Annotated in this window: 20 protein-coding genes and 2 pseudogenes; 14 read left to right on the top strand and 8 right to left on the bottom strand. The window is 72.7% G+C overall.

The features are described 5' to 3' along the window. Positions 1-2: 2 nt before the first annotated feature. Positions 3-1,571, bottom strand: a complete 1,569-nt coding sequence (locus tag OG286_RS02675; protein WP_396320394.1) for a Re/Si-specific NAD(P)(+) transhydrogenase subunit alpha — start codon at positions 1,569-1,571, stop codon at positions 3-5. Between the two features lie 174 nt (positions 1,572-1,745). Here OG286_RS02675 and OG286_RS02670 point away from each other — a divergent pair, with 174 nt between their 5' ends. Next, positions 1,746-2,960, top strand: a complete 1,215-nt coding sequence (locus OG286_RS02670) for an RNA-guided endonuclease InsQ/TnpB family protein (protein ID WP_396320563.1) — start codon at positions 1,746-1,748, stop codon at positions 2,958-2,960. A 351-nt stretch (positions 2,961-3,311) separates the two neighbouring features. Here the strand turns inward: OG286_RS02670 and OG286_RS02665 are convergent, their stop codons facing one another. Then, the gene (locus OG286_RS02665; protein ID WP_396320393.1) at positions 3,312-4,139 is read right to left on the bottom strand and encodes a class I SAM-dependent methyltransferase; all 828 of its coding nucleotides are present in this window, start codon (positions 4,137-4,139) and stop codon (positions 3,312-3,314) included. A 182-nt stretch (positions 4,140-4,321) separates the two neighbouring features. Beyond that, positions 4,322-5,683 (bottom strand): M14 family metallopeptidase, encoded by a 1,362-nt coding sequence (locus OG286_RS02660; protein WP_396320392.1) that lies wholly within the window; start codon positions 5,681-5,683, stop codon positions 4,322-4,324. 117 nt (positions 5,684-5,800) lie between these two features. On the opposite strand from OG286_RS02660, the pseudogene OG286_RS02655 reads away from it, so the two are divergent. The 7 genes and pseudogenes from OG286_RS02655 to OG286_RS02625 all read left to right on the top strand — a co-directional run. Beyond that, positions 5,801-6,136, top strand: a pseudogene (locus OG286_RS02655) (nitrate reductase molybdenum cofactor assembly chaperone); the annotation flags it as partial. Between the two features lie 65 nt (positions 6,137-6,201). Next, positions 6,202-6,543: pseudogene (locus OG286_RS02650) on the top strand (respiratory nitrate reductase subunit gamma); the annotation flags it as partial. Between the two features lie 217 nt (positions 6,544-6,760). After that, the gene (locus OG286_RS02645; protein WP_396320391.1) at positions 6,761-7,111 is read left to right on the top strand and encodes a 5-carboxymethyl-2-hydroxymuconate Delta-isomerase; all 351 of its coding nucleotides are present in this window, start codon (positions 6,761-6,763) and stop codon (positions 7,109-7,111) included. A gap of 272 nt (positions 7,112-7,383) precedes the next feature. Then, complete coding sequence (locus OG286_RS02640) at positions 7,384-8,280, top strand: LysR substrate-binding domain-containing protein (protein ID WP_396320390.1); 897 nt, start codon at positions 7,384-7,386, stop codon at positions 8,278-8,280. Between the two features lie 111 nt (positions 8,281-8,391). Then, positions 8,392-8,574: a 4-oxalocrotonate tautomerase DmpI gene (gene dmpI / locus OG286_RS02635; protein ID WP_396320389.1), complete on the top strand. Its 183-nt coding sequence runs from the start codon at positions 8,392-8,394 to the stop codon at positions 8,572-8,574. Positions 8,575-9,240: 666 nt separating this feature from the next. Next, positions 9,241-10,056 (top strand): maleylpyruvate isomerase family mycothiol-dependent enzyme, encoded by an 816-nt coding sequence (locus OG286_RS02630; RefSeq protein WP_396320388.1) that lies wholly within the window; start codon positions 9,241-9,243, stop codon positions 10,054-10,056. 47 nt (positions 10,057-10,103) lie between these two features. Continuing rightward, complete coding sequence (locus OG286_RS02625; protein WP_396320387.1) at positions 10,104-11,120, top strand: YhjD/YihY/BrkB family envelope integrity protein; 1,017 nt, start codon at positions 10,104-10,106, stop codon at positions 11,118-11,120. 95 nt (positions 11,121-11,215) lie between these two features. Here the strand turns inward: OG286_RS02625 and OG286_RS02620 are convergent, their stop codons facing one another. After that, positions 11,216-12,904, bottom strand: coding sequence for a hypothetical protein (locus tag OG286_RS02620; RefSeq protein WP_396320386.1), 1,689 nt, complete (start codon positions 12,902-12,904; stop codon positions 11,216-11,218). Between the two features lie 244 nt (positions 12,905-13,148). Between OG286_RS02620 and OG286_RS02615 the strand changes: the two genes are divergently transcribed. Both OG286_RS02615 and OG286_RS02610 read left to right on the top strand, forming a co-directional pair. Next, on the top strand, positions 13,149-13,952 hold the full coding sequence (locus tag OG286_RS02615) for a methyltransferase domain-containing protein (protein WP_396320385.1): 804 nt from the start codon (positions 13,149-13,151) through the stop codon (positions 13,950-13,952). A gap of 334 nt (positions 13,953-14,286) precedes the next feature. Next, positions 14,287-15,384: an AI-2E family transporter gene (locus OG286_RS02610; RefSeq protein ID WP_396320384.1), complete on the top strand. Its 1,098-nt coding sequence runs from the start codon at positions 14,287-14,289 to the stop codon at positions 15,382-15,384. An 85-nt stretch (positions 15,385-15,469) separates the two neighbouring features. On the opposite strand, the gene OG286_RS02605 is transcribed toward OG286_RS02610, so the two are convergent. Both OG286_RS02605 and OG286_RS02600 read right to left on the bottom strand, forming a co-directional pair. After that, positions 15,470-16,039 (bottom strand): DinB family protein, encoded by a 570-nt coding sequence (locus tag OG286_RS02605; RefSeq protein ID WP_396320383.1) that lies wholly within the window; start codon positions 16,037-16,039, stop codon positions 15,470-15,472. 117 nt (positions 16,040-16,156) lie between these two features. Further along, on the bottom strand, positions 16,157-16,585 hold the full coding sequence (locus OG286_RS02600) for a MarR family winged helix-turn-helix transcriptional regulator (protein ID WP_396320382.1): 429 nt from the start codon (positions 16,583-16,585) through the stop codon (positions 16,157-16,159). Positions 16,586-16,716: 131 nt separating this feature from the next. On the opposite strand from OG286_RS02600, the gene OG286_RS02595 reads away from it, so the two are divergent. Continuing rightward, positions 16,717-17,601, top strand: coding sequence for an MBL fold metallo-hydrolase (locus OG286_RS02595; protein ID WP_396320381.1), 885 nt, complete (start codon positions 16,717-16,719; stop codon positions 17,599-17,601). Positions 17,602-17,739: 138 nt separating this feature from the next. Here the strand turns inward: OG286_RS02595 and OG286_RS02590 are convergent, their stop codons facing one another. Beyond that, the gene (locus OG286_RS02590) at positions 17,740-17,943 is read right to left on the bottom strand and encodes a cold-shock protein (protein ID WP_396320380.1); all 204 of its coding nucleotides are present in this window, start codon (positions 17,941-17,943) and stop codon (positions 17,740-17,742) included. Between the two features lie 511 nt (positions 17,944-18,454). Between OG286_RS02590 and OG286_RS02585 the strand changes: the two genes are divergently transcribed. The 3 genes from OG286_RS02585 (at position 18,455) to OG286_RS02575 (ending at position 21,645) form a co-directional block, all read left to right on the top strand. Next, the gene (locus OG286_RS02585; RefSeq protein WP_396320379.1) at positions 18,455-19,690 is read left to right on the top strand and encodes a glycosyltransferase; all 1,236 of its coding nucleotides are present in this window, start codon (positions 18,455-18,457) and stop codon (positions 19,688-19,690) included. A gap of 159 nt (positions 19,691-19,849) precedes the next feature. Further along, entirely contained in the window at positions 19,850-20,857 is a 1,008-nt protein-coding gene (locus tag OG286_RS02580; RefSeq protein WP_396320378.1) for an ATP-binding cassette domain-containing protein, read from the top strand. Beyond that, positions 20,854-21,645 (top strand): ABC transporter permease, encoded by a 792-nt coding sequence (locus OG286_RS02575; protein WP_396320377.1) that lies wholly within the window; start codon positions 20,854-20,856, stop codon positions 21,643-21,645. Before OG286_RS02580 ends, OG286_RS02575 begins: the two co-directional genes overlap by 4 nt. Here OG286_RS02575 and OG286_RS02570 read toward each other — a convergent pair. Then, positions 21,626-24,769, bottom strand: a complete 3,144-nt coding sequence (locus OG286_RS02570) for an ATP-binding protein (protein ID WP_405364680.1) — start codon at positions 24,767-24,769, stop codon at positions 21,626-21,628. The genes OG286_RS02575 and OG286_RS02570 overlap by 20 nt on opposite strands. Between the last annotated feature and the right edge of the window lie 20 nt (positions 24,770-24,789).

Below are 24,789 nucleotides of genomic sequence, written 5' to 3'. Positions count from 1 at the left end.
GCTCAGCGCCTTTCGGGGGACGTCGAGAACATGCTCAGCATGCGACGGGTGACGGCGAAGCCGCCGAAGATGTTCACGCTCGTCAGCAGGATCGCCACGAAGGAGAGCACGGTGACGAGTGTGCTCCGGTGCCCGATCTGCAGCAGGGCGCCGATCACCACGATCCCTGAGATCGCATTGGTCACCGACATCAGCGGGGTGTGCAGGGCGTGGTGGACCTTGCCGATGACGTAGTAGCCGATGACCACTGCGAGCGCGAACACCGTGAAGTTCTCGGCGAGTTGTGCGGGGGCGAAGGCGACCAGCGCGAACAGCGCCAGCATGCCGACGCCGATCAGGCCGAGGCGGGCCGCCGGGGTGAGCCGGGGCGGCTTCGGCTCGACGACCGCGGGAGCGGCGGCGGGCTGCGCGGCGGGAGCGGCCGAGACGGCGACCGGCGGCGGCGGCCAGGTGATCTCGCCGTCCCGGACCACGGTCACCGCGCGCTGGACGACGTCGTCGAAGTCGACGACCAGCTGCCCGTCCTTGCCGGGCGTCAGCAGCTTGAGCAGGTTGACCAGGTTGGTGCCGAACAGCTGTGACGCCTGCGCGGGCAGGCGGGACGCGAGATCGGTGAAGCCGATGATGGTGACGCCGTTGCCGGTGACCACCGTGCGGCCCGCGACGGTGCCCTCGACGTTGCCGCCCTGGACGGCCGCCATGTCGACGATGACGCTGCCGGGCTTCATCGCCGCCACGTCCGCGGCGGTGAGCAGGCGCGGGGCGGGCCGCCCGGGGATCAGCGCCGTGGTGACGATGATGTCCACGTCCTTGGCCTGCTCGTGGTAGAGCTCGGCCGCGGCACGGTCGTAGTCGGCGGACGTCGCCTTGGCGTAGCCGTCGGTGCCGGCCTCCTGGGCGACGTTCACGGCGAGGTACTCCCCGCGCAACGACCGTACCTGGTCGGCGACTTCCGGCCGGGGGTCGGTCGCCCGGACGATCGCCCCCAGGCTGGAGGCGGCGCCGATGGCGGCGAGCCCGGCCACGCCGGCACCGGCCACGAGCACCTTCGCCGGAGGGACCTTGCCCGCGGCCGTCACCTGGCCGGTGAAGAAGCGGCCGAACACGTGCGCCGCCTCGATCACGGCACGGTACCCGGCGATGTTCGCCATCGAACTGAGCACGTCCATCGACTGCGCACGCGAGATCCGCGGCACCGCGTCCAGCGCCAGGGCGGTGACCGGGCGCGACGCGAGCGCCTCCAGCAGTTCGGGCCGCTGGGCCGGGGCGAGCAGGCCGACCAGGGTCGAGCCGTCACGCAACCGGGCGAGCTCCCCGGTCGACGGGGCGTTGACCTTCAGGACGATGTCGGCCGCCCAGGCGTCCCCGATGTGCGCGCCCGACTCGGCGTAGGCCTCGTCGGTGAAGCCGGAGGCCGCGCCCGCCTCGGACTCGACGACGACCTCGTAGCCGAGCGCGAGCAGCGCGCGCACCGTCGACGGTGTCGCGGCGACGCGGGTCTCCCCGGTGGCCGACTCGGCGACCACACCGATGCGCTGCGGGGGGTGGTGCGCGGTGTCCTGTGCAGACATCACCTGACTTCTCCCAGGAGGCTCCGGCCTTCAGGCCGGGGAGATGGGGGTCCCCCCGCCCGGAGGGTGGGGGAGGGTCCTTGGCTCGGGGCCGCGTAGCGGCGGAGCGCTTTGCTCATCTGCTGTGACCTGTGCTTTCTTCCACTGTCAGTGGGTGGCTGTAGGTTGCCCGACATGACGGTGCGACAGGTTGTGGAGGACACCGGGCATGCCCGGTACACCTACCGTCTTCGCGTGTCGTCCACCGCGCTCGCCCGGCTCGATGCCGAGTGGGGCCGGTGTCGTTGGGTGTGGAACGAGTGTGTGGCTGTGTCCCACAAGGTGCACTTGCACAACAAGGCCACCGGCGGGAAGACCACGTGCGGGCCCGCACAGCTCGACAGGATGCTGACCGAGGCCCGCCAGTCGATGGCGTGGCTCCGTGAGGGCGCTTCGGTGCCGCAGCAGCAGGTCATCCGGGACTTCGCCGAGTCCCGTGCGAAGGCGCTCAAGGACATCAAGGCGAAGGTTCCGGTGCGCCGGCGGGCCGGGATGCCCCGCGTCAAGCGAAAGCGTGAGGCACTGCCCACGCTGAACTACACCACGCGCGGGTTCCGGCTGAAGGACGGCCGTCTGCACCTGGCCGGCGGCATCGTGCCGACGGTGGTGTGGTCGCGTGACCTGCCGTCCGCTCCGTCGTCGGTGCGCGTGTACCGGGACGGCCTCGGGCACTGGTACTGCTCGTTCGTCGTCGTCGTCGTCGTCGTCGCCGAGACGCAGCCGCTTCCGGTCACCGGCCGCGTGATTGGTGTCGACTGGGGTGTGAAGGAGACCGCGACCACCACCAGTGACGCCCACGACCTCCCCCACGCAGAGCACGGCAGGATCGCGGCGCAGCGTCTTGCCCGCTACCAGCGGATGATGGCGCGTCGACGGACCCCGAAGAACAAGCCGGACACCAAGGGGTACAGGAAGGCCCGCAAACAGGCCGCGAGGGTGTCCAGGAAGATCGCCCGGCAGCGGCAGGACACCGGCCGCAAGTGGGCGAAGTCCGTGGTGCGGGACCACGACCACATCGCGGTGGAGGACTTCCGGCCGACGTTCCTTGCCGGGACCACGATGGCCCGCAAGGCGGCCGATGCGGCGATCGGTGCGACCAAGGCCGCGCTGATCGAGATGGCCCGTAAGCACGGGCGCACCGTGCACCTTGTCCACCCCGCGCACACCACGATGGACTGCGCGCCCTGCGGAGCGAGAGCCAAGCACGCACTTCCCCTTTCCGAAAGGACCTACACGTGCACCGCGTGCGGAGTCTCGTCCCCACGGGACAAGAACTCCGCCCGCGTGATGCTCGTCCGGGCTGGTCTCAACCTGGCTGGTGCTGATCTTGTAAGCCCTGCCACCTGCTAGGTGCCAGGCGAAGTGAGCCAGGAATCCCCGCGCTTCAGCGCCGGGAGGATGTCAATCGTGCCTCTCTCGTCGGAGGAGTTGTTGACGGTGGGATCTGCGTCCAAGGGGGAGTGTCCTCCCCTTGGACGAAGGAACCTACCTGCTCCGACCCGGTGGGGGGACGGGGCGAGGCCGTGACATGCTTCACCTGTTCGCGGCCTGTCGGAAGAGCCGGGTCACGTGCCGGGCGTTGCAGCGGCCGCGGATCGACCTGCCAGGGACCACTCGGGGGCGCACGCCGTGGGGGAGCGAGGACGGCTCCCGGCGGACGACTGTCGCCAGGAGGGCAAAGGTCAGGCGGGGGCCGGGACTTCAGCCGACCGACCGCCTCACCACGCGAGCCTCACCCGGCCGGCCGGCCGGCCGAGCCCGCCGGACGGTCAGCATGTCCTGGGTGTGGCCGATGACGAACGAGCCGTCCGGCCGGGCGAAGTGACGCCGGACGTAGGCGGTCAGCTCGGTGCGGTCCGGCCGCGGCTCCATGGTGGCCAAGTCGGCCACGTTCACCATGAACTCGGCGACGTCCACCGCCTCCTCCAGGCGGTCGGCCCGGTAGCGGAGGTCGAGCGTCTCCAGCGTGTACTCGTGGGCCGGCTCCCGCTCGCGCAGGCGGTCGGCCAGCGGCCGCAGGTCGTAATGGACCCCGGTGAAGTGCTCGGCCATCCGCATGCACGGGCTGTCCGGGTTCTGGAGCATCACCACCAGGGTGCCGCCGTGCACCGTCCAACCGAGGACCGTGCCGACCGTGCGCAGCCAGTCCTCCTCCGGCACGTAGTAGAGCACGTGCGAGAGGTGGACCAAGTCCGCCGGCCCGGGCGGCTGCGCCTCGTCGATCGGCTCCGGCAGGACCAGGGCGTCGGGACAGGCCAGGCGCAGCCTTTCGCGCATCGCGGCACTGGGCTCGACGGCCACCGTCCGTTCGAAGAACCGCCCCAGGTGTGCGGTGGTCCGGCCCTCGCCCGCGCCCACGTCCAGCAACACCCGGCGGTGCTCCAGCCCGGCGACGACCTGGTCCAGCCGGGCGTGGGTACGGAGCTTCTCGTCGGTGCCGGCGAGGAACAGCTCGAAGGCACGACGGTAGGCGGCGCCGGAGACGTCCAGCACCCGGACGGGCCCCGGCTCCGCAGTCCCTGCCTCCATCCGGAAACCCCTTTCGACGGTGCGCCGCGTCCGGTCCATTGCACCGGGAACCGGCGGGTACGGAGCGCAGGGACGTTCCTGCCCGCGTGTCGCGGACCGGGCGGACCCCGTCGGCGACGCCGCCGCGGGGGGTGTGGCGGCGCGCCGGACGGGCGAGGCCGGGCTGTCGGGGGGCCGGGAGCTCAGGTGGTGATGCCGCAGTACTGCTGCTGCTTGCCGATCACCCGGAACATGCAGTCGGCGGTCTCCACCAGCCGCAGCACGGCCTCGCGGTTGCGGCTGGTCTCCCGTCCGATCACCTCGTCCGGCGGGTAGAAGCCGCTGCTGCCGTTCGGGCCCGGATACATCTCGAAGGTGTAGGCGAAGATCCGCTGCGCGCCCCACAGCCAATCGTCGATCGCGCCGTCGGTGATGTAGAGGTCGCTGGACTGTTCGGGCGTGTAGCCGTTGGTGCCGGCCATGCTCCGGCCGAGGGTGGCGAAGGTGTTGGCCTCGTCGGCGGTCATCCCGGAGGCCGTGTCCGCGGTGGTCCAGCCGAACGGCCAGAGCACCAGCTCGCTGTAGGTGTGGAAGTCGATGGCCGCGGTGATCTGCTGCTTGCCGCCCACCACCCGGGAGCGGACGAAGTCGGCGACCACCTTGGTCTCCTTGGCGGACTCGGGCGCGGCGCCCCGGTAGGTCTCGCTGGAGGTGGAGCCGGAGGAGCCGCCGCAGCAGCCCCACTTGTAGTCCCAGTTGCGGTTCAGGTCGGTGCCGACGTTGCGGCTGCCGGCGTTGGGCTGGCGGTCCTTGCGCCAGCTGCGGTAGCGGCCGGTGGCGATGTCGTACTCGCCGCCGTCCGGGTTGAGGTCGGGGATCACCCAGATCTCGCGGCTGTTGACGGCGTTGGCGATCCGGCTGTCGGTGGCGAACTTGTCGCCGAACTCGTGCAGCAGGTAGAGCGCCATCTCGACGGTGAGGTGCTCGCGCGCGTGCTGGTGGGCGGTGAACAGCACCTCGGGCTCGTTCTCGTCGGTGCCGACGTTGTCGCTGATCTTGACGGCGACGATCGGGCGGCCCTCGTAGGAGGTGCCGATCACGCGCTTGCTCATGATGTCGGGGTGCGCGGCGACGACGGCGTCGATGTCGGCGGCGGCCTCGGCGTAGTTGTGGTACCCGGAGTCGGCGGGCGGGAAGTCGTACAGGCCTGCGGCCGTGCTCTCCCGGCCGTCCTCGACGCCGTACCGGGGCCCCGGCAGCGCGGTGGGGGACCAGCCGAGCGCGCGCAGGCGGGCGAGTTCGGCGGACGTGGCGGTGACCACCACCGAGTCGGGCCGGACGGCGTCGACGGAGGCGCCGGTGGCGGCGACGGCGCTGCGTTCGGCGACCGTGCGGGGGCCGTCGAGGAGGTACTGACGGGCGGTGTCGCCCGCGGCTTCGGCCGCGGCGACGGTGTCGCCGGCGACCGGCTGGGCGGCGACCCGCGTGGTGAGCGGCGAGGCGAGTGCGAGGGCCAGCAGCACGGCGGTGACCGCGGCGGGCTTCCCTCGGCGGGGCAGTCGCATGACTGTCCTCCTGTGGGGGGTCCGTAGGGACGGAGCAGGGGAGGAACTGCGGCGCGCGCCAGCATGATGGTCCGTCAGTGTCATGAGTTCGTCAAGACGGCGGTGTCCGTCCGGCACGGTCTGGAGTTCACCGGCGAGGAGCTGCCCGACTTCCTGCCCGCCGTGCTGGAGTTCACGGCCGCCACCGGCTCGGATGCGCTGCTGCGCGAGCACCGACCCGCCCTGGGGCTCCTGCGGCTCGCCCTCACCGAGCACGGCACCCCGTACGCCCGGGTGCTGGAGGCCGTGTGCGCCACGCTGCCCGGACCGTCCCCGAAGGACCGGGCTGCTGCCCAGGCCCTCGCCCGTGGCGGCCCGACGCGTGAGCAGGTCGGTCTGGACACCCAGCCGCCCTACGGCCACTTGGGCCTGCTCCCCGTCCTGCCCGTGGAGTCCGTCCGGCCCATGGGGTAGCTTCCGCCCGTGGGGTCTGTCCCGCCCGTGGGGTGTGTTCCGCCCGTCGCGACCGGAGACCGCCGATGAGCACCTTCCTCTGGGGCGCCCTGCCGTACCCCGCGGTCGCGCTGCTGGTGTTTGGCCTGGTCTGGCGTTACCGCTACGACAGGTTCGGGTGGACCACCCGCTCGTCCGAGGTGTACGAGTCCCGGCTGCTGAACATCGCCTCGCCGATGTTCCACTACGGCATCCTCTTCGTCCTCGCGGGCCATCTCATGGGCCTGTTCGTCCCCGCGTCGTGGACCGACGCGATCGGACTCGACGAGCACGCGTACCACCTGCTCTCGCTCTTCGCCGACTGCGCGGCCTGGCTCCTGGCGGTGGCCGGGATCCTGGTGCTGCTGTACCGCCGCCGCACCAACGCGGCCGATGACGGCCGGGCGGACGGTGGCGAAGGTGGAGAATCAGGCGAGCGTGACCGGCCCGCGGGGGTGCCGGCGGCCGGGCGCACGGCGGTGCGCGATAGCGTCGCGGATGTCGTCCGTGCCGTCGGGGCCGGCTGTCCGTGCCGTTCGGCCGGTCCCGTCCGGCTGTCCGTCCGGTCCGGACCGGCTGTCCCGTCCCGTCCTGTAGGAGGCCCCCGTGCCGCAGATCCTGATCGACCACTCGCCGGAACTCGACTTCGACCAGGCGGGCCTCGCCGCGGAGGTCCACCAGCTCATCACCGAGGTGATCGACACCAAGGTGGCGGACTGCAAGACCCTGTTCCGCCCGGCCGCGCGGTACGCGGTCGGCGACGGGAGCACCGGTGAGGCCCTGGTGCTGGCGCAGATCAAGATCCTGGCCGGCCGCACCACCGAGCAGCGGGCCGAACTGACCGCCCGGGTGCTCACGGTCCTCCAGGCCCGCATCGCCGTTCCGGCGGCGATCTGTGTCGAGGTCACCGAACTCGACCGCGACACCTACCGCTTCGTCCACCACCTTGGCCGGTAACCGGCCCTGACGCCTCCACCGGTGGCCGGGCCGTCGCGCGGGGCGTGACCCAGGGCCCTACGGCGGTGCCGGCCCTTCCGGCACGGGCCCTTCGGCACCGCGCACGCGGGAGCGCGCGGCGGGCGCGATGCGCAGCGGCGAGCCGGCGGCGGCGACCTCCAGCCAGATCAGGCCGTCCTCGTCCGCACCCTCGCCGGCCGGGGCACGGGTGCGCGCGGCCCGCCTGCGGGGCCCTGCGACGATGGGCCGTCGACACACCGAGCGGGGGTCCCATGGAGCTACGACAGCTGCGCTGCTTCGTCGCCGTCGCCGAGGAGCTGCACTTCGGCCGGGCGGCCGAGCGGCTGCTGCTGGGCCAGCCCGCGGTGAGCCAGCAGGTGCGGCGCCTGGAGCGGGAGTTGAAGGTCGAACTGTTCGACCGGTCGCCCCGGTACGTGCGGCTGACGCCCGCCGGCGAGCGCTTCCTTCCGGCGGCCAGGAACGTGCTGGCGGCCGAGGACGCCGCCCGGGCCGTCGCCGCCGGCCTTGCCTCGCCCGGCACGCTCCGGATCGGAACCGTCACCGGCCTCGGCGAACGCCTCGACGCCATCCTGGACGCGTACCAGCAGCACGCCCCCGGCACCCGCGTCGAGCTGCACTCCGCCCCGGTCGGGGACCGGCTCGCCCGGCTCGCGGACGGGCGGCTGGACGCCGCCTTCGTCCGGGGCGCGATCCCGGATTCCGACCCCGCTCTTCGCTTCCTGCCGGTCTGGCAGGACGAGTTGGTCCTCGCCCTGCCCGCGCGGCACCCGCAGGCCGTGCACCCCGTGATCGATCTGTCCGAGCTCGCCGAGCTGCCACTGCGGCTCACCGAGCGATCGAACCATCCCGCCCTGGTCGACCTCGTCATGTCCGCCTGCCAGGAGGCCGGCTTCCGCCCCGTCCTCGGTCCGTCCACCGGCTCCCTCCAGGACACCCTGGCCGCCATCGGCACGGGGGCGCCGATGTGGACGGTGGTCTACGCCGCGAACGCGCGGACGGCGAGCACCCGCCGGATCGTCTTCCGTTCGCCCCGCAGACCGCTGGCGCTGCCGACGGCGCTCGCCGTGCGCCGCGCCGACCCGGTCCCGCGGCTGCTCCTGAACGCCTGCCGGACCGAGCCCGTGAGCTGGGACGATCAGGATTCGTGATCGCTGCCAGCCGAAATCGGGTCTGGGTGCGCGGCCCGCGATCCGGTGGACTGGTTCACGGCGGGAGGAATCCCGCAGGAGAAGTCCCAACCGAGGACCGAGGAGCCGAAGATGCCCGTCGTCACCATCCAGCAGGGCCCGCGCAAGGTCGAGCAGAAGCGCGAGCTGGTCAAGAAGATCACCGAGGCGTTCGTGGAGGCCCTGGAGGTCCCGGCGGAGAGCGTCTACGTCTGGATCCAGGAATACCAGGGCGAGGACTGGGCCCACGCCGGCAAGCTCACCGCCGACAAGTAGGCGCGGCGGCGCTTCGGCGCCGCGCCGCCGCGCCTTTCCCGGGTCGCCGTCCGCCCCGGGGGTGCGACCTCTCCTCCGCCCCTGAGCAGGCGCAGGGGAGGGGGCGCGCCTTGAGCAGGCGCAGGGGAGAGGGGCGGCCGTCGCTGCACGACCCGCCCCCCTGTACCCCGCCCCGTCGCCCGCACCGCCGGTGGGACGCCAGGCCCTTCGACGCCCGCAGTGATGCCCGCCGTCGCGAAGTGGCCACCCACCGCGGCGGAGTGACCACCGCCGCCGCGAAGTGGCCACCCACCGCGGCGGAGTGACCACCGCCGCCGCGAAGTGGCCACCCACCGCGGCGGAGTGACCACCGCCGCCGCGAAGTGGCCAGCCGCTGCCGCGGAGTGACCACCCGCCGCCCCATTTCGAGGAGTCTCGATGACCGACACCCCGACCAGCCCCGCCCCCGGCACCGTCCTGGTGCTGGTGGACCTCCAGCAGTGGATCGTCAACCGCCCCTCCACGCCGCCGCCCTGCAGGCGTTCCGCGCCCTGGGCGTCACTGTCACCGGCACTGATGCCCTCCTCGCCGGCGGGGTCACGGGCGGGGCCACCGGGCCTACCCGCCGGTAATCAGTTCCGCCGGATCTCTGGACAGCGGGGCGGGGGTGGTCCACGATTCACCACCATGATCCCTGCCCCGGTCCCGCGGGACTCCGTGCGCACCGTGCTCCTAGACGCCGTCCTCGGCGTGGCCGAGGATATCGCGGCGCTGCTCCGCCACCGCCCCGACACCGACCGCCCGATCCCCGGCGCGCAGTGGACCGTGGGCGAGGCGGCGGCCCATCTCGCCCTCGCCAACGAGCTGATGGCCGCTCTGGCCGCCGGCGAGCAGCGGACCTACGGGGACGGGACACCGGACAGCCTGGCCGCGGCCAACGAGGCCTCCCTGACCGCCTTCGCCGAGCGTGACACCACGGTCCTCGCCGAGGAGATCGTCCGGCACGCCCGCGCCTTCACCGAGGCCTGCGCGGACCGGCCGGCGTCGGCCCCGGTCCTCACCCCGCTCGGACCGATGGACCTCGCCACGCTGGCCTCGTACCTGCTCACGCACATGCTCGGCCACGGGTACGACCTGGCCGTCGCGCTGCGCCGCCCGCACATGGTCGACCGCCACCGGGTGGCACTGACCGTACCGTTCCTGATGACCGCCATGCCCCGGGTCGTCGACGGCCGATCCGCCGCCGGTCACACCGCCTGCTACGACCTGCGGATACGGGGCGGCGCCCGCTTCACGGTGACCTTCCTCGACGGCGCCGCCGAGGTCTCTCCCGGGCCCACGACCCGGCCCGACTGCACGATCCTCACCGAGCCGGTGACCTTCCTGCTGCTCGCCCTCGGCCGGTGCGACCCGTTCGCGGTTCTGGCCCGCGGCAAGGTCCTCGCCTGGGGCCGCAAGCCCTGGCTCGCCCTGCGGTTCCCGCTGCTGTTCAAGGCCCCCTGAGGCCTCCCGCGGACGGGGGGAGCCCCCGTCCGCGTCGGAGCCGTGGGATGCCGCGGCGCCGGGCTACTCTCGCCCTGTCACCAACCGGCCGGTCGCGAGGGGAGACGGCACCGATCAACCGCGAGCGAGTCATCAGAACGCTGACCTTCTGGCTGCGCCCGGCCTTCGCGCTGCGCGTCGTCAACCGCTTCCAGAAGGTCGTGGGCTTCGACCGGTCGATGGCGCTCGCCTCCAGCGCCCTGACGGCACTCATCCCGCTGGCGATCCTCTGCAGCTCCGTCCTGACCCGTCTGAGCGACAAGGACGTCGCGAACCGCATCATCGACCGCTACGGCCTCACCGGAGGCGGGGCCGAGGCGGTCGACGAGGTGTTCGCCTCCGCCACCGGCGCGAGCGCGAGTGCGAGCATCCTGGGAACGGCGTTCCTGGTGGTCTCGGTCCTGAGCTTCACACGGGCGATGCAGCGGATGTTCGAGCAGACCTGGGAGTTGCGCCCGCTCAGCGTGCGCAACACACCGAACGGCCTGCGGTGGGCGCTCACCCTGCCGGTGTACGCAGCGGCGGTTTCGTGGCTGCACGCCGTTCTCGGCCACGGACGTCTGGAACTGGTGGCATCCCTGGCCGAGGTGCCGCTCACGGCGGCCTTCGCCGTCTGGAGCGGCCGGGTGCTCTCCGCCGGGCGCATCGCCCTGAAGGACCTCGTCCCGTTCGGTGTCATCGCCGCCCTCCTCCTGGCGGCCTGTTCGATGGGGGCGACCTTCTACCTGCCGCGCCTCTTCAGCTCCTACGCCACGCGGTACGGCGCGGTGGGCGCCGTCTTCGCGATTCTCTCCTGCCTGTTCTGCGCCATGGTCGTCGTGGTCGGGTCCGCGGCGCTCGGGCGGGAGGTGTGCGATGAACTCGACCGCATCGGCCGGGGCGAGCGACCGCCGGACGACGAGGTCCGCCGGGAGTGGGACCACGTTCTGGGCCAGATGAGACTGCGGTGGCGCACCACCCGTCAGCAGATCTCCCGCCGCCGCCGGCGGCGGCACAGGCAACGCAGAGGACCCAGCCGACCCTGACGGCCCTCACCCGGCCCTCACGGCTCTCACGCGAGGGACCACCGTACGGTCCGACCGCCTTTCACCGGGTCACGTCTCGGGAGCGGGCCCGGGCGTCACGGCGACGCGGTGGCCGAGCCGGGCGTGGCCGGTGCGGGAGCGGACGAGGACCCGGACGGCCCGGGCGGCGTCGAGGCCGTGGGAGAGGCCGTGGGAGAGGCGGAGGTGGAGGCCGAAACGGGTTTCGGTGCGACCTGGAGGCCGATGACGTGCCCGTCGGCGGTGAGGAAGTACTGGAGTCCGGCGTAGCCCGGTGTCACCAGGATCCCCTGGGTCATCTTCGGCAGTTGGCTCGACCGGGCCAGCTCGGTGCCGGTGCGGGCATCGCGCCACACCACCTGTTCCGTGTCGTACGTCTTGAGCCCCTGGAAGAACTTCACGGGGATGTCGGTCCCGACCAGGACCCGCTGGTCCTTCGGGCCGAGCAGGGTCGTGAAGCTGAGCGTCGTCTGGTCCTGGGTCCATGCCACCGACAGGGTGCCGTTCGCCAGGTCGAGCCCGGCCAGCTTCCCCGCTCCCGCGTCCATCGCGTAGACGCGGTTGTTCTCCGGGTCGACCGAGACCATCGACGGAATGAAGCTCTGCTTGGTGCCGCTGCTCGCGAACGGCTGGACGCTCGCCACGTCGGTCGAGTCCGCCTGGGACACCGCGACGACGCTCATGGGGGTCGAGGTCGGCTTCCCACCGTTGGTCATGGCGACGACGTGGTCGTTGATGACCGCCATTGCCGACGCCGCCGTCTGCCCGTTCTGGAGGTAGGAGACCGGCCCCCAGCCGGGGTCGCGGGCGAGGGCGCCGTTCTGGTAGGTGTACCGGTAGAGCTTGCTCGTGCCGGGCAGGTAGATCGCCTGGCTCCCGTTGAAGGTCGTCGTGGTGAGCCGGCCGCCCATCATCTCGGGCAGCGTCACCTGGGAGACGACCTGCAGGGTCTTCGGATCGATCGCCACCATGATCGAGGGTGCCGTCGCCGTCGGGTCGGGGCAGTCGAGGAAGGCGCTGAACCCCTGCTCGGTACAGCCGGGCTGCCGGTTCACGGTCTTGGCCACGATCGTGCCGTCGGGGAACGCGTCGTAGCCGTTGTAGGCCGTGTCGCGCGGAGCCGACTGTCCGGTGGGCAGCGCGGTCCGGGCCAGGACGTTCCCGGTCGTCGGGTCGATCCTGGCGATGTGATAGCCGTAGATCACGACCAGGCTGCCGTCCGCGAGGGTGTTGAGGACACCCGGGTAGTCCCACTCGTCGGTCGCGTCGGTGTTGATGAGCACCCGCCGCCAGACCTCGTTGAAGGTGCCGGGCTCCACCCGTGAGACGAACGAGCCGGACGCGGCCGGGTTGTCGCCGTAGCCACCGCCGTAGACGTAGAGCTCGTCCGGTCCGCGGTCCACGATGTTGTACGGCGTGGTGTAGACCTGGTCCGAACTGTGCGCGAAGACCTGGTTGTTCGACGGGCCGCCCTCGAAGTGCGCGCACGCGTAGCGGTGCGTCCGGTTCGAGTCGTGCACCTCGAAGGCGGCGATGGTCGGGTACCACGGAGCGTTTCCCTCCGCGGCGGCACAGGCCTGCTCGTCGGGGATGAGCGCGGGGGCGCCGACCAGCGGGCCGTTGGCGGCCACCTCGTCGGCGGGCGGCGAGGAGCTCGCCCGCGGGCTGGGGGTGCTCTCGGCGGAGTCCACGCCGGAGCAACCGGAGAGCCCGATGATCAGGCCCATCACGGCGGCCGTCAGCCGGAGAACGGGCAACCGGATCATCGGCGCCTCCTCGACTCGGTTGGGGCGCCGGTGCTCGGCCGGCCCCGTCGCTTTGATCGACCGACAGAGTGTCAGTGCCGCCACGACCGCCCCGGGCTGACGCGCCGCCCGGCCCGGCCGGTCACCCAGCTGGGCGGTTCCGCCGATGGTGAGCAACCGGTCGCCGCACACCCGTCGCCTACGATCACCACCGGTGCCTGTCGGGTCCGGCGGCAGGCTCGGGCGACCCGAGAGGCGGCGGAACATGACCGGCGAACGCAGTCACCTGCTGGACAACCGGCAACGGGAGGCGGGCCGGCGGTTCGACGCCATCGCGGAGCCGTTCGACGGTTGGACGTTGCAGCACCTGGACCGGCTGGGGTTGACGGGCGGACACCGCTGCTGGGAGGTGGGTGCGGGCGGGCCGGGGATCCCGCGGGCGCTGGCCGAGCGGGTCGGCCCCCGCGGCCGGGTCCTGGCCAGCGACCTCGACACCAACTGGCTGACCGGACTGCCCGCCGACACGGTCGAGGTCGTCCGGCACGACATCACCCGGGACCCACTGCCCGACGAACAGTTCGACCTGGTGCACGCCCGCCTGGTGCTGGTGCACCTGCCCGACCGGGCCGAGGTGCTGCGGCGCCTGGCGTCCGCCGTACGGCCCGGAGGCTGGCTGGTGGTGGAGGACGCGGACCCGGCGATGCAACCGCTGGCCTGTCCGGACGAGCACGGACCGGAACAGGAGCTGGCCAACCGCGTGCGCCGGGCCTTCCGGGCCAGGCTCGCCGAGCGCGGCGCCGACCTCGCCTTCGGCCGTACCCTGCCCCGGCTGCTCCGTGCCGCCGGCCTGACGCAGGTCGCGGCCGAGGCGTACTTCCCCGTCACGTCCCCGGCCTGCCGGGAGCTGGAGGCGGCGACGGTGCGCCAGCTCCGCGACCAGCTGGTCGGGCCCGACCTCGCGTCCACCGACCTGGACCGGCACCTGACGAACCTCCACGATGCCGAGCTGGACGTGACCACCGCCCCGCTGGTCAGCTGCTGGGGCCGGCGAGGTCCGGCAGCCCCCTGAGCCGGTGACCCCGCAGCCCGGCACCCGGACAGGCCCGGTCCGCCGGGCACGTCCGAGCACGGGCGTCCGCCGACCCGGCTGCGCGGGGCGGGGGAGCGGGTGCGGTGGATCGATGCGGTGGGCGACCCGGCAGGCGTCCGTCGGCGCGGGAACAGGCCGGGCGGCGTTCCACCCGCTATCCAGGATGCATGTCGCTTTCGCACCCCAGCAGTCCCCGGCCCGACGGCAGTCCCTCGGAACGGCGTGGTCGGTCGCGCTCCGACGGTGCCGGGCACGGCGGCCCGGCCCCTGTGCGGCGTGCCCGGGCGGGGGGTGCGGCGGGTGGCGGTGTCGCATGCCGGTGAGGCGGCCCAAGCCCCGCCGGCCGGGCCCTGCGGCGGCCGTCGGCGGCGCTGGTCCGGCGCTGCGCCGCCTTTCGGACTACGCGTGGCGGCTGCTCGTCGTCGCGGCGGCGGCGTACCTGGTGCTGATGGTGGCGGGGCGGTTCCACCTGATCACGCTGGCCGGCTTCCTGGCCCTGGTGATCACGGCGGTGGTCCGGCCGGTGGTCGATCTGGTGGCCCGCGTCCTTCCCCGTTCGCTCGCCGTGGTGATCGGCCTGGCCGTGGCGATCCTGGTGCCGGCCGCCCTGCTCGCGCTGATCGGTGAGACCGTGGCGGACGACGTGTCGCGCCTGGTCGGGGAGTTCCAGGGTGGTCTGGACCGGCTGGAGAAGTGGCTGGAAGGGGCGCCGTTCCATCTCTCGGCGACGTACTTCGACGATCTCCGGCGCAAGATCTCCGACTACGTCTCCGCGCACCGTTCGACGCTGATCAGCACGGCTGTCAGCGGGGCCGGGCGGGTGATCGAGGTCGCGACGGGCGCCGCGCTCGCGCTTTTCATGTCGGTGTTCTTCCTGCACTCCGGGGAGCGGATGTGGCGGTGGACCGCTGGTCAACTGCCGGCTGCCGCGGGAGAGCATCTCGACCGGGGCGGCCGGGCGGCGTGGCGGACCTTCTCGGGTTACACCCGGGGCATCTTCATCGTCGCCGCGAGCAACGCGATCATGGTCGGCATCGCCCTGTTCTTCCTCGGAGTGCCGCTCGTCCTGCCGCTGATCGTGCTGGAGTTCTTCGCGTCCTTCGTCCCCCTGGTCGGCTCACCGGTCGCGATGCTGATCGCCTCCCTGGTGGCGCTGGCGGCCCGCGGCCCGGTGATCGCGATCGTGGTGCTGCTGCTGATCGTGGTGATCGGTCAGATCGAGGGCCACCTGCTCCACCCGCTGGTGATGAGCTGGGCGGTGAGTCTGCACCCGGTGGTGGTTGCGGTCTCGGTGCTCGCCGGCAGCATCGCGGCCGGAGTGATCGGCGCCGTGGTCGCCGTCCCCGCCGTCTCGGTGGCGTGGTCGGTCTACGCGGACCTGCGCCGTCCGGCGCCGCCGCCGGTGGTCTGACGCTCTCCGGGGCCCGGGTCCCGCCGCCGAGCCCGGGTGCGGCGCGGCTCCCCGCTTCACGACCGTCATGCCGGCGAGGCGAACCTCACTGGCCCACCCGTCCGTCGACGCACTCGCGCAACAGGTCGGCGTGCCCGCAGTGACGGGCGTACTCCTCGACCCTGTGCACCATCAGCTCCCGCACGGCGATGCCGTCCTTGCCCAGACGCTCGCCCGGATCCGGGTGCCCGGCCAGCGCGGCGTCGGTCGCGGCCTGCTCGCGCGCCAGAGCGGAGTACGCAGCGTCCACCTCGGCCTGCTCGGCGACGGCTTCGTCGAAGTCGGCATCACGCCTGCCGTACAGCTTCGGGAGCGGATCACCGTCGGTGATCCAGTTGCGCCAGTCCCGCTCCACTTCGGCGAGGTGCCGCACCAGGCCGAGCAGCGACATCGTCGACGGCGGAACCGACCGACGGGCCAGCTGCTCCGGATCCAGGCCCTCGCACTTCATCCGCAGGGTCGTCCGGTAGTTCGTCAGGAAGCCCTGCAGCGTCGCCAGCTCGCCGTCCGGACTGGCTCCCTCGCCGGCGCGGGGGTCGTCGCCCGGGTCGGCCCACATGTCGGGGTAGACGGTTGCCTGGCTCCATCGTGCGGGTCGGTCACTCATGCGCTCCATGCTGGTTCGTGAGGGCCCGGGCCCGCCAGTGGATTTCTCTGCGGTGATCACTGCCGGATTCCGCCGAGGACGTTCGGGGCGGGGTGGGGCGGCGCGGACGACGGTGCGCCGTTGCGGTCACGCGGAGGTGATGGCCTGCTCCAACAGGCCGTGAAGGACCTGCTGCTCCTGGGGGGTGAGGCCGGACAGCGGGGAGTCCACGGCGAGGAGCTCGAGGAGGCGTGTGCGCAGCGCGGTGCCCTCGGCGGTGAGGACGAGGTGCTTGGCGCGGCGGTCGGTGGGGTGCGGATGACGCTCGACCAGGCTCTGCTTCTCCAGCTTGTCGACGACGAAGGTGGTGTTGGAGGGCTCGCAGCTCATGCGTTCGGCGAGCTCCCGCATGGTCATCGGCCCGCTCATCTCCCGCAGCGCGGTCGCCTGGGACGCGGTGAGGCCCAGGGTGGCGGCGCGCTCCCGGACGTGCTCGCCGATCCGCTGGGCGAGCCCGTTCACCAGACCGCACAGCTGTCTCTCGGCGATGGCCTGGCGCTCGGGGGACGTCGTCATGCCACCACCCTAGCAAATCCATCAAGGCCAAATAATTTCAGCTTGAATGATTCGAACTTGATGCTTATGGTGGGCGTCGTCGCCGCGGGAGGCACCGCGGCGACCTGATGACGACTCACAGGAGAGAACCCATGGATGACGTGACGGTGGATCGGGACGAGCGACTGCGCCGGCCGGCGGGAGTCCGCTCGATACGCCTGGGCGACACGCTGGTGTCGTACGTGCCGGACGGCGATGTGCGGCTCCGGCCGCTTCACCTGCTCCAGGACACCACCGACGAGGTGTGGGCCGCGCACCCGGAGTACCTGGACGCCACCGGCCACCTCGTGGGCAGCGTCGGCGCCCTGCTGGTGGAGCACGGTGACCGCGCGCTGCTGATCGACGCGGGCTTCGGCCCGCGGACGCTCCAGGCTCCGGACGGCCCCCTCGGCGTGATCCGCGGAGGTGCGCTCCCGCAGAGCCTGGCCGAACTCGGCCGCGGCCCCGGGGACATCGAGGCGGTGGCCTTCACGCACCTCCACTCCGACCACCTCGGCTGGGCCTGCCACCCCGCCCCCGGAGGCGACCGGCCCGTGTTCGCCCACGCCGACTACCTGATCTCCGAGCCGGAGTGGGAGCGTCGCGACCTCCTGGAGGCCCAGGGCATGACGGACGAGGTCGCGGCCCTCGCACCGCGCGTCCGCACGATCACGGACGGGCAGGAGATCTTCCCCGGCGTCCGCGTGCGGATCACCCCCGGCCACACCGTCGGACACGCCGAGTACGTCATCACCGGGGGCGGACGGCGCCTGATCGCCTTCGGTGACGCCGTGCACTCGCCCATCCAGATCGACCACCCCGACTGGTCCTCGGCCTTCGACCACGACGGTGCCCGGACCGCCGAGCACCGCCGCCGCCTCGTCGCCGAGCTGGCAGAGCCCGGCACGATCGGCTTCGGCGTCCACTTCGCCGACGTGGTGTTCGGGCACGTCCAGCCGGGCGGGGACGGCCCGGCCTGGCGGCCGCTGGACGCCTGACCGGCCGGGTGAGGGCCGGGGCTGCTCCGGGGGGCCCGTACGGAGGCGGGAGGCGCTTCGTCCCGAGCCCACGGCCCGGGTCCGGAAACGGCAGCGCGCCCCGCATCGAGGTGATGCGGGGCGCGCCGTGCGGTGTGATCAGAGGGGCACGATGTTCTCGGCCTGGAGGCCTTTCTGGCCCTGGACGACGTCGAACTCGACCTTCTGGCCCTCCTGGAGCTCGCGGAAGCCCTGGGCGGCGATGTTGCTGAAATGGGCGAAGACGTCGTCGCCGCCGCCGTCCTGCGCGATGAATCCGAAGCCCTTCTCGGCGTTGAACCACTTCACCGTGCCAGTTGCCACGGTTTTCTCCCTCTGACTCGTGCTCACCCGGGGGCGAGCGTTCTGGCGAATCGGTCGTCGATGCGGTCCGCGGCCGACGGACTACCTGAAGGGTGGCGGCGCTGCCGCCGGGCCGACCGCGAGGAGCCCGTACGACGGACGGTACGGGACGGGACGCGCCGCGCGGTACACGCATCTCCGCCAGTCACCCGATCGAGGTGGCGGCAGCAGGCCGGGGCGCAGTACACCACCGCTTCCGGGCGGCTGATCGGGTCAGGCCGGCCCAGGGGAACGCCGGTCACCGCCGCCCCATCGGTGGGAGAAGTACGCGCCGGTCGCCGTTTCGCGGGGAGGCCGTTTCGCGGGGAGGCCGTCGGTCCACCGTCGGCGAGAAAAGGCAAAGGCAAAGGCAAGGAGTTCTTTCTCCTTGCCACTTTCAGGTTATATCGCACCGGGGGGCTTGCGGCAAGACCCGGGTTGTGCCGCAGGATTGTCGGCCGAAGCCGGAATTCACGGAAATGGGGAACCCGATATGCGTGTGGTGTTGTCGACGTGGGGATCGCGCGGGGACGTGGAACCGCTGGCGGGCCTGGCGGTGGCGTTGCGGGAACTCGGTGCGGAGGCGCTGGTGTGCGCGCCGCCGGACGAGGAGTTCGCGGCGCTGCTGGCGCGGGTCGGCGTGCCGTTGGTGCCGCTGGGCCCCACGGTTCGCTCGGTGGTCGCCGGCCCGAAGCCGCCCTCGGCGCAGGACGCGTTCCGGCTCGCTCCCGAGCTGGTCGCCGCGCGGTTCGACACGCTCCCCGCGGCGGCGGAGGGTTGCGACGTGCTGCTGGCGACCGGCCTGATGCCGGCCGGTGCGCGGGACGTGGCCGAGAAGCTGGGCATCCCCTACGTGTTCGCCTGTTTCCACACGGCCGGCCTGCCGTCGCGGCGCTTCCCTCCGGCAGCCCGGCCGGGCAAGCAGTCCTCGCCGGACGAGACCGACAACCGGGTGCTGTGGCAGCAGGACGCCCAGAGGGTGAACGCGCTCTACGGCGAGGCGCTCAACAGCGGGCGGGCGGCGATCGGCCTGCCGCCGGTGGACGACGTCCGTGACCACGTCCTCACCGACCGGCCGTGGCTGGCGGCGGACGCGACCCTGTGGCCGTCGCAGGACGCGACGGACCTCGACCTGGTGCAGACCGGGGCGTGGATCCTGCCCGACGACCGCACCCTCCCGGCGGGACTGGAGGCGTTCCTGGACGCGGGCGCACCACCGGTGTACGTGGGCTTCGGCAGCATGGCCGCGCACGCCCCGAAGGACATCGCCCGAGTGGCCATCGAGGCGAGCCGCGCGCACGGCCGCCGCGTGCTCCTCGCCCGCGGCTGGGCCGACCTGGGCCTGATCGACGACCAGGACGACTGCTTCGCCGTCGGCGAGGTCAACCAGCAGGCACTGTTCGGCCGGGTGGCCGCCGTCGTGCACCACGGCGGCGCCGGCACCACGACGACGGCCGCCCGGGCCGGCGCACCCCAGGTCGTGGTGCCGCAGATCGTGGACCAGCCGCACTGGGCCGCCCGGGTGGCCGAGCTGGGCATCGGCGTGGCACACGACGGTCCGACCCCGACCTTCGACTCCCTGTCGGCCGCGCTCGGCACGGCCCTGTCCCCGCAGACCCGCGCACGTGCAAGGGCGGTGGCCGGCACGATCCGCACGGACGGGGCCACGGTGGCCGCGAAGATGCTGCTCGACGCGGTCGGCCGGGAGCGGCCACCCGTGTCCGGGTGAACCGACCGGATCGGCGGTTCGGGGGCCGGCGGGCGACAGCACCGGCGTTCCGGGGCCACAGTGTGAGGAGTACGGAGGCATCGCCTCGCCCGCCCGGTTCCAGGGCGCTGAAACCGTCGTGAAACCGCGCTGAATGCGGGCAGGCGCAACCTCTGCGGCATGACAGCAACGACATCGCACGCACTGGCCATCGCCGCGTACGGGCTGCGCAAGTCCTACGGCGACAAGACCGTCCTCGACGGCATCGACCTCGCCGTCCCCGAGGGCACCGTCTTCTCCCTCCTCGGCCCGAACGGGGCCGGCAAGACCACCGCCGTCAAGATCCTGTCCACCCTGATCGGCCCCGGCCCGGGCTCCGGCGACATCCGGGTCGGCGGGCACGACCTCGTCACCAACGCCCAGGCGGTGCGGGCCGCGATCGGCGTCACCGGGCAGTTCTCCGCCGTCGACGGCCTGATCACCGGCGAGGAGAACATGCTCCTCATGGCCGACCTGCACCACCTCTCCAAGCGGGAGGGCCGGCGCACCGCCGCCGAACTCCTGGAGCGCTTCGACCTGGTGGAGGCGGCGAAGAAGCCGGCCTCCACCTACTCCGGGGGCATGAAGCGGCGTCTGGACATCGCGATGACGCTGGTCGGCGGCCCGCGGATCATCTTCCTCGACGAGCCGACCACCGGCCTCGACCCGCGCTCCCGGCACACCATGTGGCAGATCATCCGCGGGCTGGTCTCCGGTGGTGTCACCGTCTTCCTCACCACCCAGTACCTGGATGAGGCCGACGAGCTCGCCGACCGCATCGCCGTCCTCAACGACGGAAGGATCGCCGCCCACGGCACCGCCGAGGAGCTGAAGCGGCTGGTGCCCGGCGGACACGTCCGCCTGCGCTTCTCCGACCCGGCCGCCTACCGGTCCGCGGCCGTGGCCCTGCGCGAGGTGACCCGGGACGACGAGGCCCTGGCACTGCAGATCCCCAGCGACGGCAGCCAGCGCGAGCTGCGCTCCGTCCTCGACTGGCTCGACACGGCGGGCATCGAGGCGGACGAGCTGACCGTGCACACCCCCGACCTCGACGACGTCTTCTTCGCCCTGACCGGCACCACCACCGACATCCCCAACCAGCCCAACCAGTCCAACCAGCCGAACCAGTCCAAGGAGAGCGTCCGATGAGCGCCCTGTCCCTCGCCGTCCGCGACTCGTCCACGATGCTGCGCCGCAACCTGCTGCACGCCCGGCGCTACCCGTCGCTGACCCTGAACCTGCTGCTCACCCCGATCATGCTGCTGCTCCTGTTCGTCTACATCTTCGGCGACACCATGAGCTCGGGGATCGGCGGCGGCGCCCCGGACCGCTCCGCCTACATCGCCTACGTCGTCCCGGGGCTGTTGCTGATGACCATCGGCAGCACGGTGATCGGCACCGCCGTGTCCGTCTCCAACGACATGTCCGAGGGAATCATCGCCCGCTTCCGCACCATGGCGATCCACCGCCCCTCGGTGCTCGTCGGGCACGTCGTCGGCAGCGTCCTGCAGTCCGTCGCGAGCGTCGTCCTCGTCGGCGCCGTCGCCCTGGCCATCGGCTTCCGCTCCACCGACGCCACCGCCCTGGAGTGGCTGGCCGCCTTCGGACTGCTCGTCCTCTTCGCCCTGGCGCTCACCTGGATCGCCGTCGGCATGGGCCTGATCAGCCCCAACGCCGAGGCGGCCAGCAACAACGCGATGCCGCTGATCCTGCTGCCTCTGCTGTCCAGCGCCTTCACCCCCATCCACTCCATGCCCGGCTGGTTCCAGCCGATCGCCGAGTACCAGCCCTTCACCCCCGCCATCGAGACCCTGCGCGGCCTGCTCCTCGGCACCGAGATCGGCCACAACGGCTGGCTCGCCGTCGCCTGGTGCCTGGGCCTGGCCGCACTCGGCTACCGCTGGTCCACCTCCACCTTCAACCGCGACCCCAGGTAACCGCCGTGACAACGCGGGCCGCGTCCCGCAACCCGCTCCGCCCCAGGGCGGCGTACTCCGACACCGCGTCGGCGTACGCCGCCCCGTCGGCGTCCAACGCCTTCTGCCGGGCCCGCTCCTCCGACATCGTCGGCTGGAAGTCGCGCATCACCCGCAGCCGTTCGGCCAGCGCGATCATCCGTACGGCGGACGCGTCGCCCGACGCGAGCCCCACCAGGCCGAGGGCGTGCAGCACCGTCCCGAACACAGGGAGCTCCATGGGCGAGCCGGACGGGCCGGAGAGCAGCGTCCGCAGCCGCTTCCGCAGGCGGTCGACCGGCCCCGCGACGAGCTCGACGCGGCCGGCGTGCGCGTGTGCCGTCACCGCCGCCGACTGGATCTGCAGGGCCCACGGGTCGAGCCAGGGGTCGCCGCTGTGTGTCGAGCCGGCCGCGAGAATGCGCTCGACGGCGCTGCGCCACAGGCCCAGACCGACCTCCGTCAGCCCGCGGGCGAGCGCGATCTCGGCGCGCCCGCCGAGATCGGTGCTGTAGAAGGCGTCCTGCTGCGGGGCGTTGTCACTCTCCGCCAGCCGCAGCCAGTACTCGGCCTCGTCGGGGTCCCCGCGCTGCAGGCAGGCGAGGACGAGGGTCGAGCGCATGCCGATGTAGTCGTGCCCGTCGCCGATCCGCGGCAGCGTCTCGAACGCCGCCTTGAGGTGCTCGTACGCCGTCTCGCCCTGCCCCGTCCGCAAGCAGAGCTCGCCCAGCCGCGAATGACGCATGAGCTGGATGGACGGGTTGTCGACCGGGGCCAGTGCGGCGACCATCCGGTGAGCCGAGGCGAGCGCGCGGTCGATGTCCTGCTCGTACTCCCAGACATAGGTGGCGACACACTCGGCGAGACCGGCGACCAGCGGCTGCTCGCTGTCGCTGCCGCAGAGCCTGCGCAGCGCGTCGTAGTCGGGGGGCCGCATCTCGGGGACCGCGCACAGCACCACGGCGGTGGCGCCCAGCAGCGTGTCCGTCGGGGCCGGGGGCAGCCGCCGCAGGGTGACGAGCTGGCGTACGGCGTGCGGGCCGTAGCCCATGAGCAGGCCCGCCGTGCACACCACCGCGGCGGCGCGGGCGACTTCGACGTACTCGGGCCCGGGGCGGTAGTGCGACAGTGGCGGGCCGGTGTCGGCGGCGAGGGTGACGAGGCGGGGAAGGTTGGCGGCGGTGGACCACAGGCCGGCGAGGGCGGCGGCGAGGGCGGCGGTGGTGGGGTCGTCCGCCCGGGCCAGGGCGTACCGCAGGGCCAGCACGAGGTTGTCCTGCTCGGCCCTGATCCGCTCCCAGGCCGCCCGCGGTTCGGGGCCGAAGAGGACGTCGTGGTGCGCGACCCCGAAGTCCCGCGCCCAGGCGAGGAACCGGCCGACGGCCGCGTCGTCCCCGCCGGCCTCCGTACGTCGGGCCGCGCTGAACTCCCGTACGGTCTCCAGCATCCGGAACCGCGCGCCGGCCGGGGTGTCGGCGACGGTGAGCAGGGACTGATCGGCCAACTGCTCCAGGAGAGAGAGCGCGTCCTCGCCGAGCACCTGTTCCGCCGCCTCGCCCAGGAAGCCGCCGGGGAAGACGGACAGCGTCCGCAGCGCGGCCTTGGCGTCCTCGGCGAGCAGGTTCCAGCTCCACTCCACGACCGCGTACAGCGTGCGGTGGCGCTCCGGCATGTCCCGCACCCCGCCCCGCAGCAGCGCGAACCGGTCGCCGAGGCGCCGGGCGATCTCCGGCACCGAGAGCACCCGCACCCGCGCCGCGGCGAGCTCCACGGCGAGCGGCAGCCCGTCGAGGTGGCGGCAGAGCCCGGCCACCGCGTCCGGCGGCAGCTGCACGCCTGGCCTGGCTGCCCGCGCCCGCTGTGTGAACAGCTCGATGGAGGTGTCGAGACCGAGCTCCGGCAGCGCGTACACCGCCTCCGACGTCAGGCCGAGGGGGGCCCGGCTGGTGGCGAGCACACGCAGGTCCTTCGAGGACGAGACCAGGGCCCGCACCAGGTCGGCGGCACCCCGGACGACCTGCTCGCAGTTGTCCAGCACCAGCAGTGCGGGCCCGGAGCCGAGCACGCCGAGGATGCCGGACAACGGGTCGGCCGAGGCGTGGCCGCTCACGGCGCCGGGCCGTCCGTCGCCCGCGCCGAGCGCGGAGGCCACCTCCGCGGCCACGTCCTCGTTCGCGGTGACGGCGGCCAGCGGTACGAAATACACCACGCGCTGCTCGGCCCCGCGGCTGACGGCGTGCGCGAGCCGGGTCTTGCCGAGGCCGCCGGGGCCGACGACGGTGACGGCGCGGGAGGCGCGCAGCAGCCGTTCCACCGCCGCGATGTCGTCGTCCCGTCCGAGCAGGGGGTTCGGCTCGTGCGGCACGCCGTGTCTGACCACGGGCGCCTCGCCGCGCAGCAGCTCCTGCTGGACGGCCTTGAGTCCGGCGCCCGGATCCGTGCCGAGCCCGTCGCGCAGCTCACGGCGGTACGCCTCGTACCGCATCAGCGCGGCGGACGGGCCCGCCGTCGCCGCCTCGCCGCGCAGCAGCTCGGCGAGCACCTCCTCGTCGCGCGGATGCCTCGCGGCGGCCACGGCCAGCGGCCCGGCCGCCTCCGCGTGCCGCCCCAGCCGGGCGAGGGCGAGCGCCCGAGCGCGGAGGAGCGTGCCGTGGACGGGGGCGCGCTCGGTGCGCAACACGGCTACGGGGTCGTCGGCGTCGCCGGCCTCGTCGGGGGCACCCTTCCACAGTGCGAGCCCGGCCTCGGCCGCAGCCAGCGACCCCGCGTGGTCCCCGGCCCTGGCCCGGTCCGCGCTCGCGGCGGCGTGCAGCAGCAGGGCGGAGCTGTCGACCTGATCCTCGGCGAGCGTGAGCCGGTATCCGGTCGGCGTGCTCGCGAGGACGTCGAAGCCCAACTGCGCCCGGGCCCTGGAGACGAGGACCTGCAGCGCCTTTCCCGGCCGCTCCGGCAACTCGCCCGGCCACAGCCCTGCGACCAGCCGCTCGGTGCTGCAGCCCGTGCGCAGGTCGCCCGCCAGCAGCGCGAGGAGGGCGCGGAGCCGGGGCGCGGTGACCTCCTGTCCGCGGTAGGCGACACGCGGCAGCAGGGTCAGGTCGGTGGTCACCCGTGCAGATTAGCCGAGGC

This window comes from Kitasatospora sp. NBC_00039, assembly GCF_045160625.1.
Lineage (GTDB): Bacteria > Actinomycetota > Actinomycetes > Streptomycetales > Streptomycetaceae > Kitasatospora.
This window is presented reverse-complemented; position numbering and strand designations above follow the sequence as displayed.

Coding starts and splice junctions, on each gene's coding strand:
- OG286_RS02675 (WP_396320394.1), bottom strand. CDS start 1,571: ATGTCTGCACAGGACACCGCGCACCACCCCCCGCAGCGCATCGGTGTG.
- OG286_RS02670 (WP_396320563.1), top strand. CDS start 1,746: ATGACGGTGCGACAGGTTGTGGAGGACACCGGGCATGCCCGGTACACC.
- OG286_RS02665 (WP_396320393.1), bottom strand. CDS start 4,139: ATGGAGGCAGGGACTGCGGAGCCGGGGCCCGTCCGGGTGCTGGACGTC.
- OG286_RS02660 (WP_396320392.1), bottom strand. CDS start 5,683: ATGCGACTGCCCCGCCGAGGGAAGCCCGCCGCGGTCACCGCCGTGCTG.
- OG286_RS02640 (WP_396320390.1), top strand. CDS start 7,384: ATGGAGCTACGACAGCTGCGCTGCTTCGTCGCCGTCGCCGAGGAGCTG.
- dmpI (WP_396320389.1), top strand. CDS start 8,392: ATGCCCGTCGTCACCATCCAGCAGGGCCCGCGCAAGGTCGAGCAGAAG.
- OG286_RS02630 (WP_396320388.1), top strand. CDS start 9,241: ATGATCCCTGCCCCGGTCCCGCGGGACTCCGTGCGCACCGTGCTCCTA.
- OG286_RS02625 (WP_396320387.1), top strand. CDS start 10,104: ATGCCGCGGCGCCGGGCTACTCTCGCCCTGTCACCAACCGGCCGGTCG.
- OG286_RS02620 (WP_396320386.1), bottom strand. CDS start 12,904: ATGATCCGGTTGCCCGTTCTCCGGCTGACGGCCGCCGTGATGGGCCTG.
- OG286_RS02615 (WP_396320385.1), top strand. CDS start 13,149: ATGACCGGCGAACGCAGTCACCTGCTGGACAACCGGCAACGGGAGGCG.
- OG286_RS02610 (WP_396320384.1), top strand. CDS start 14,287: ATGCCGGTGAGGCGGCCCAAGCCCCGCCGGCCGGGCCCTGCGGCGGCC.
- OG286_RS02605 (WP_396320383.1), bottom strand. CDS start 16,039: ATGGAGCGCATGAGTGACCGACCCGCACGATGGAGCCAGGCAACCGTC.
- OG286_RS02600 (WP_396320382.1), bottom strand. CDS start 16,585: ATGACGACGTCCCCCGAGCGCCAGGCCATCGCCGAGAGACAGCTGTGC.
- OG286_RS02595 (WP_396320381.1), top strand. CDS start 16,717: ATGGATGACGTGACGGTGGATCGGGACGAGCGACTGCGCCGGCCGGCG.
- OG286_RS02585 (WP_396320379.1), top strand. CDS start 18,455: ATGCGTGTGGTGTTGTCGACGTGGGGATCGCGCGGGGACGTGGAACCG.
- OG286_RS02580 (WP_396320378.1), top strand. CDS start 19,850: ATGACAGCAACGACATCGCACGCACTGGCCATCGCCGCGTACGGGCTG.
- OG286_RS02575 (WP_396320377.1), top strand. CDS start 20,854: ATGAGCGCCCTGTCCCTCGCCGTCCGCGACTCGTCCACGATGCTGCGC.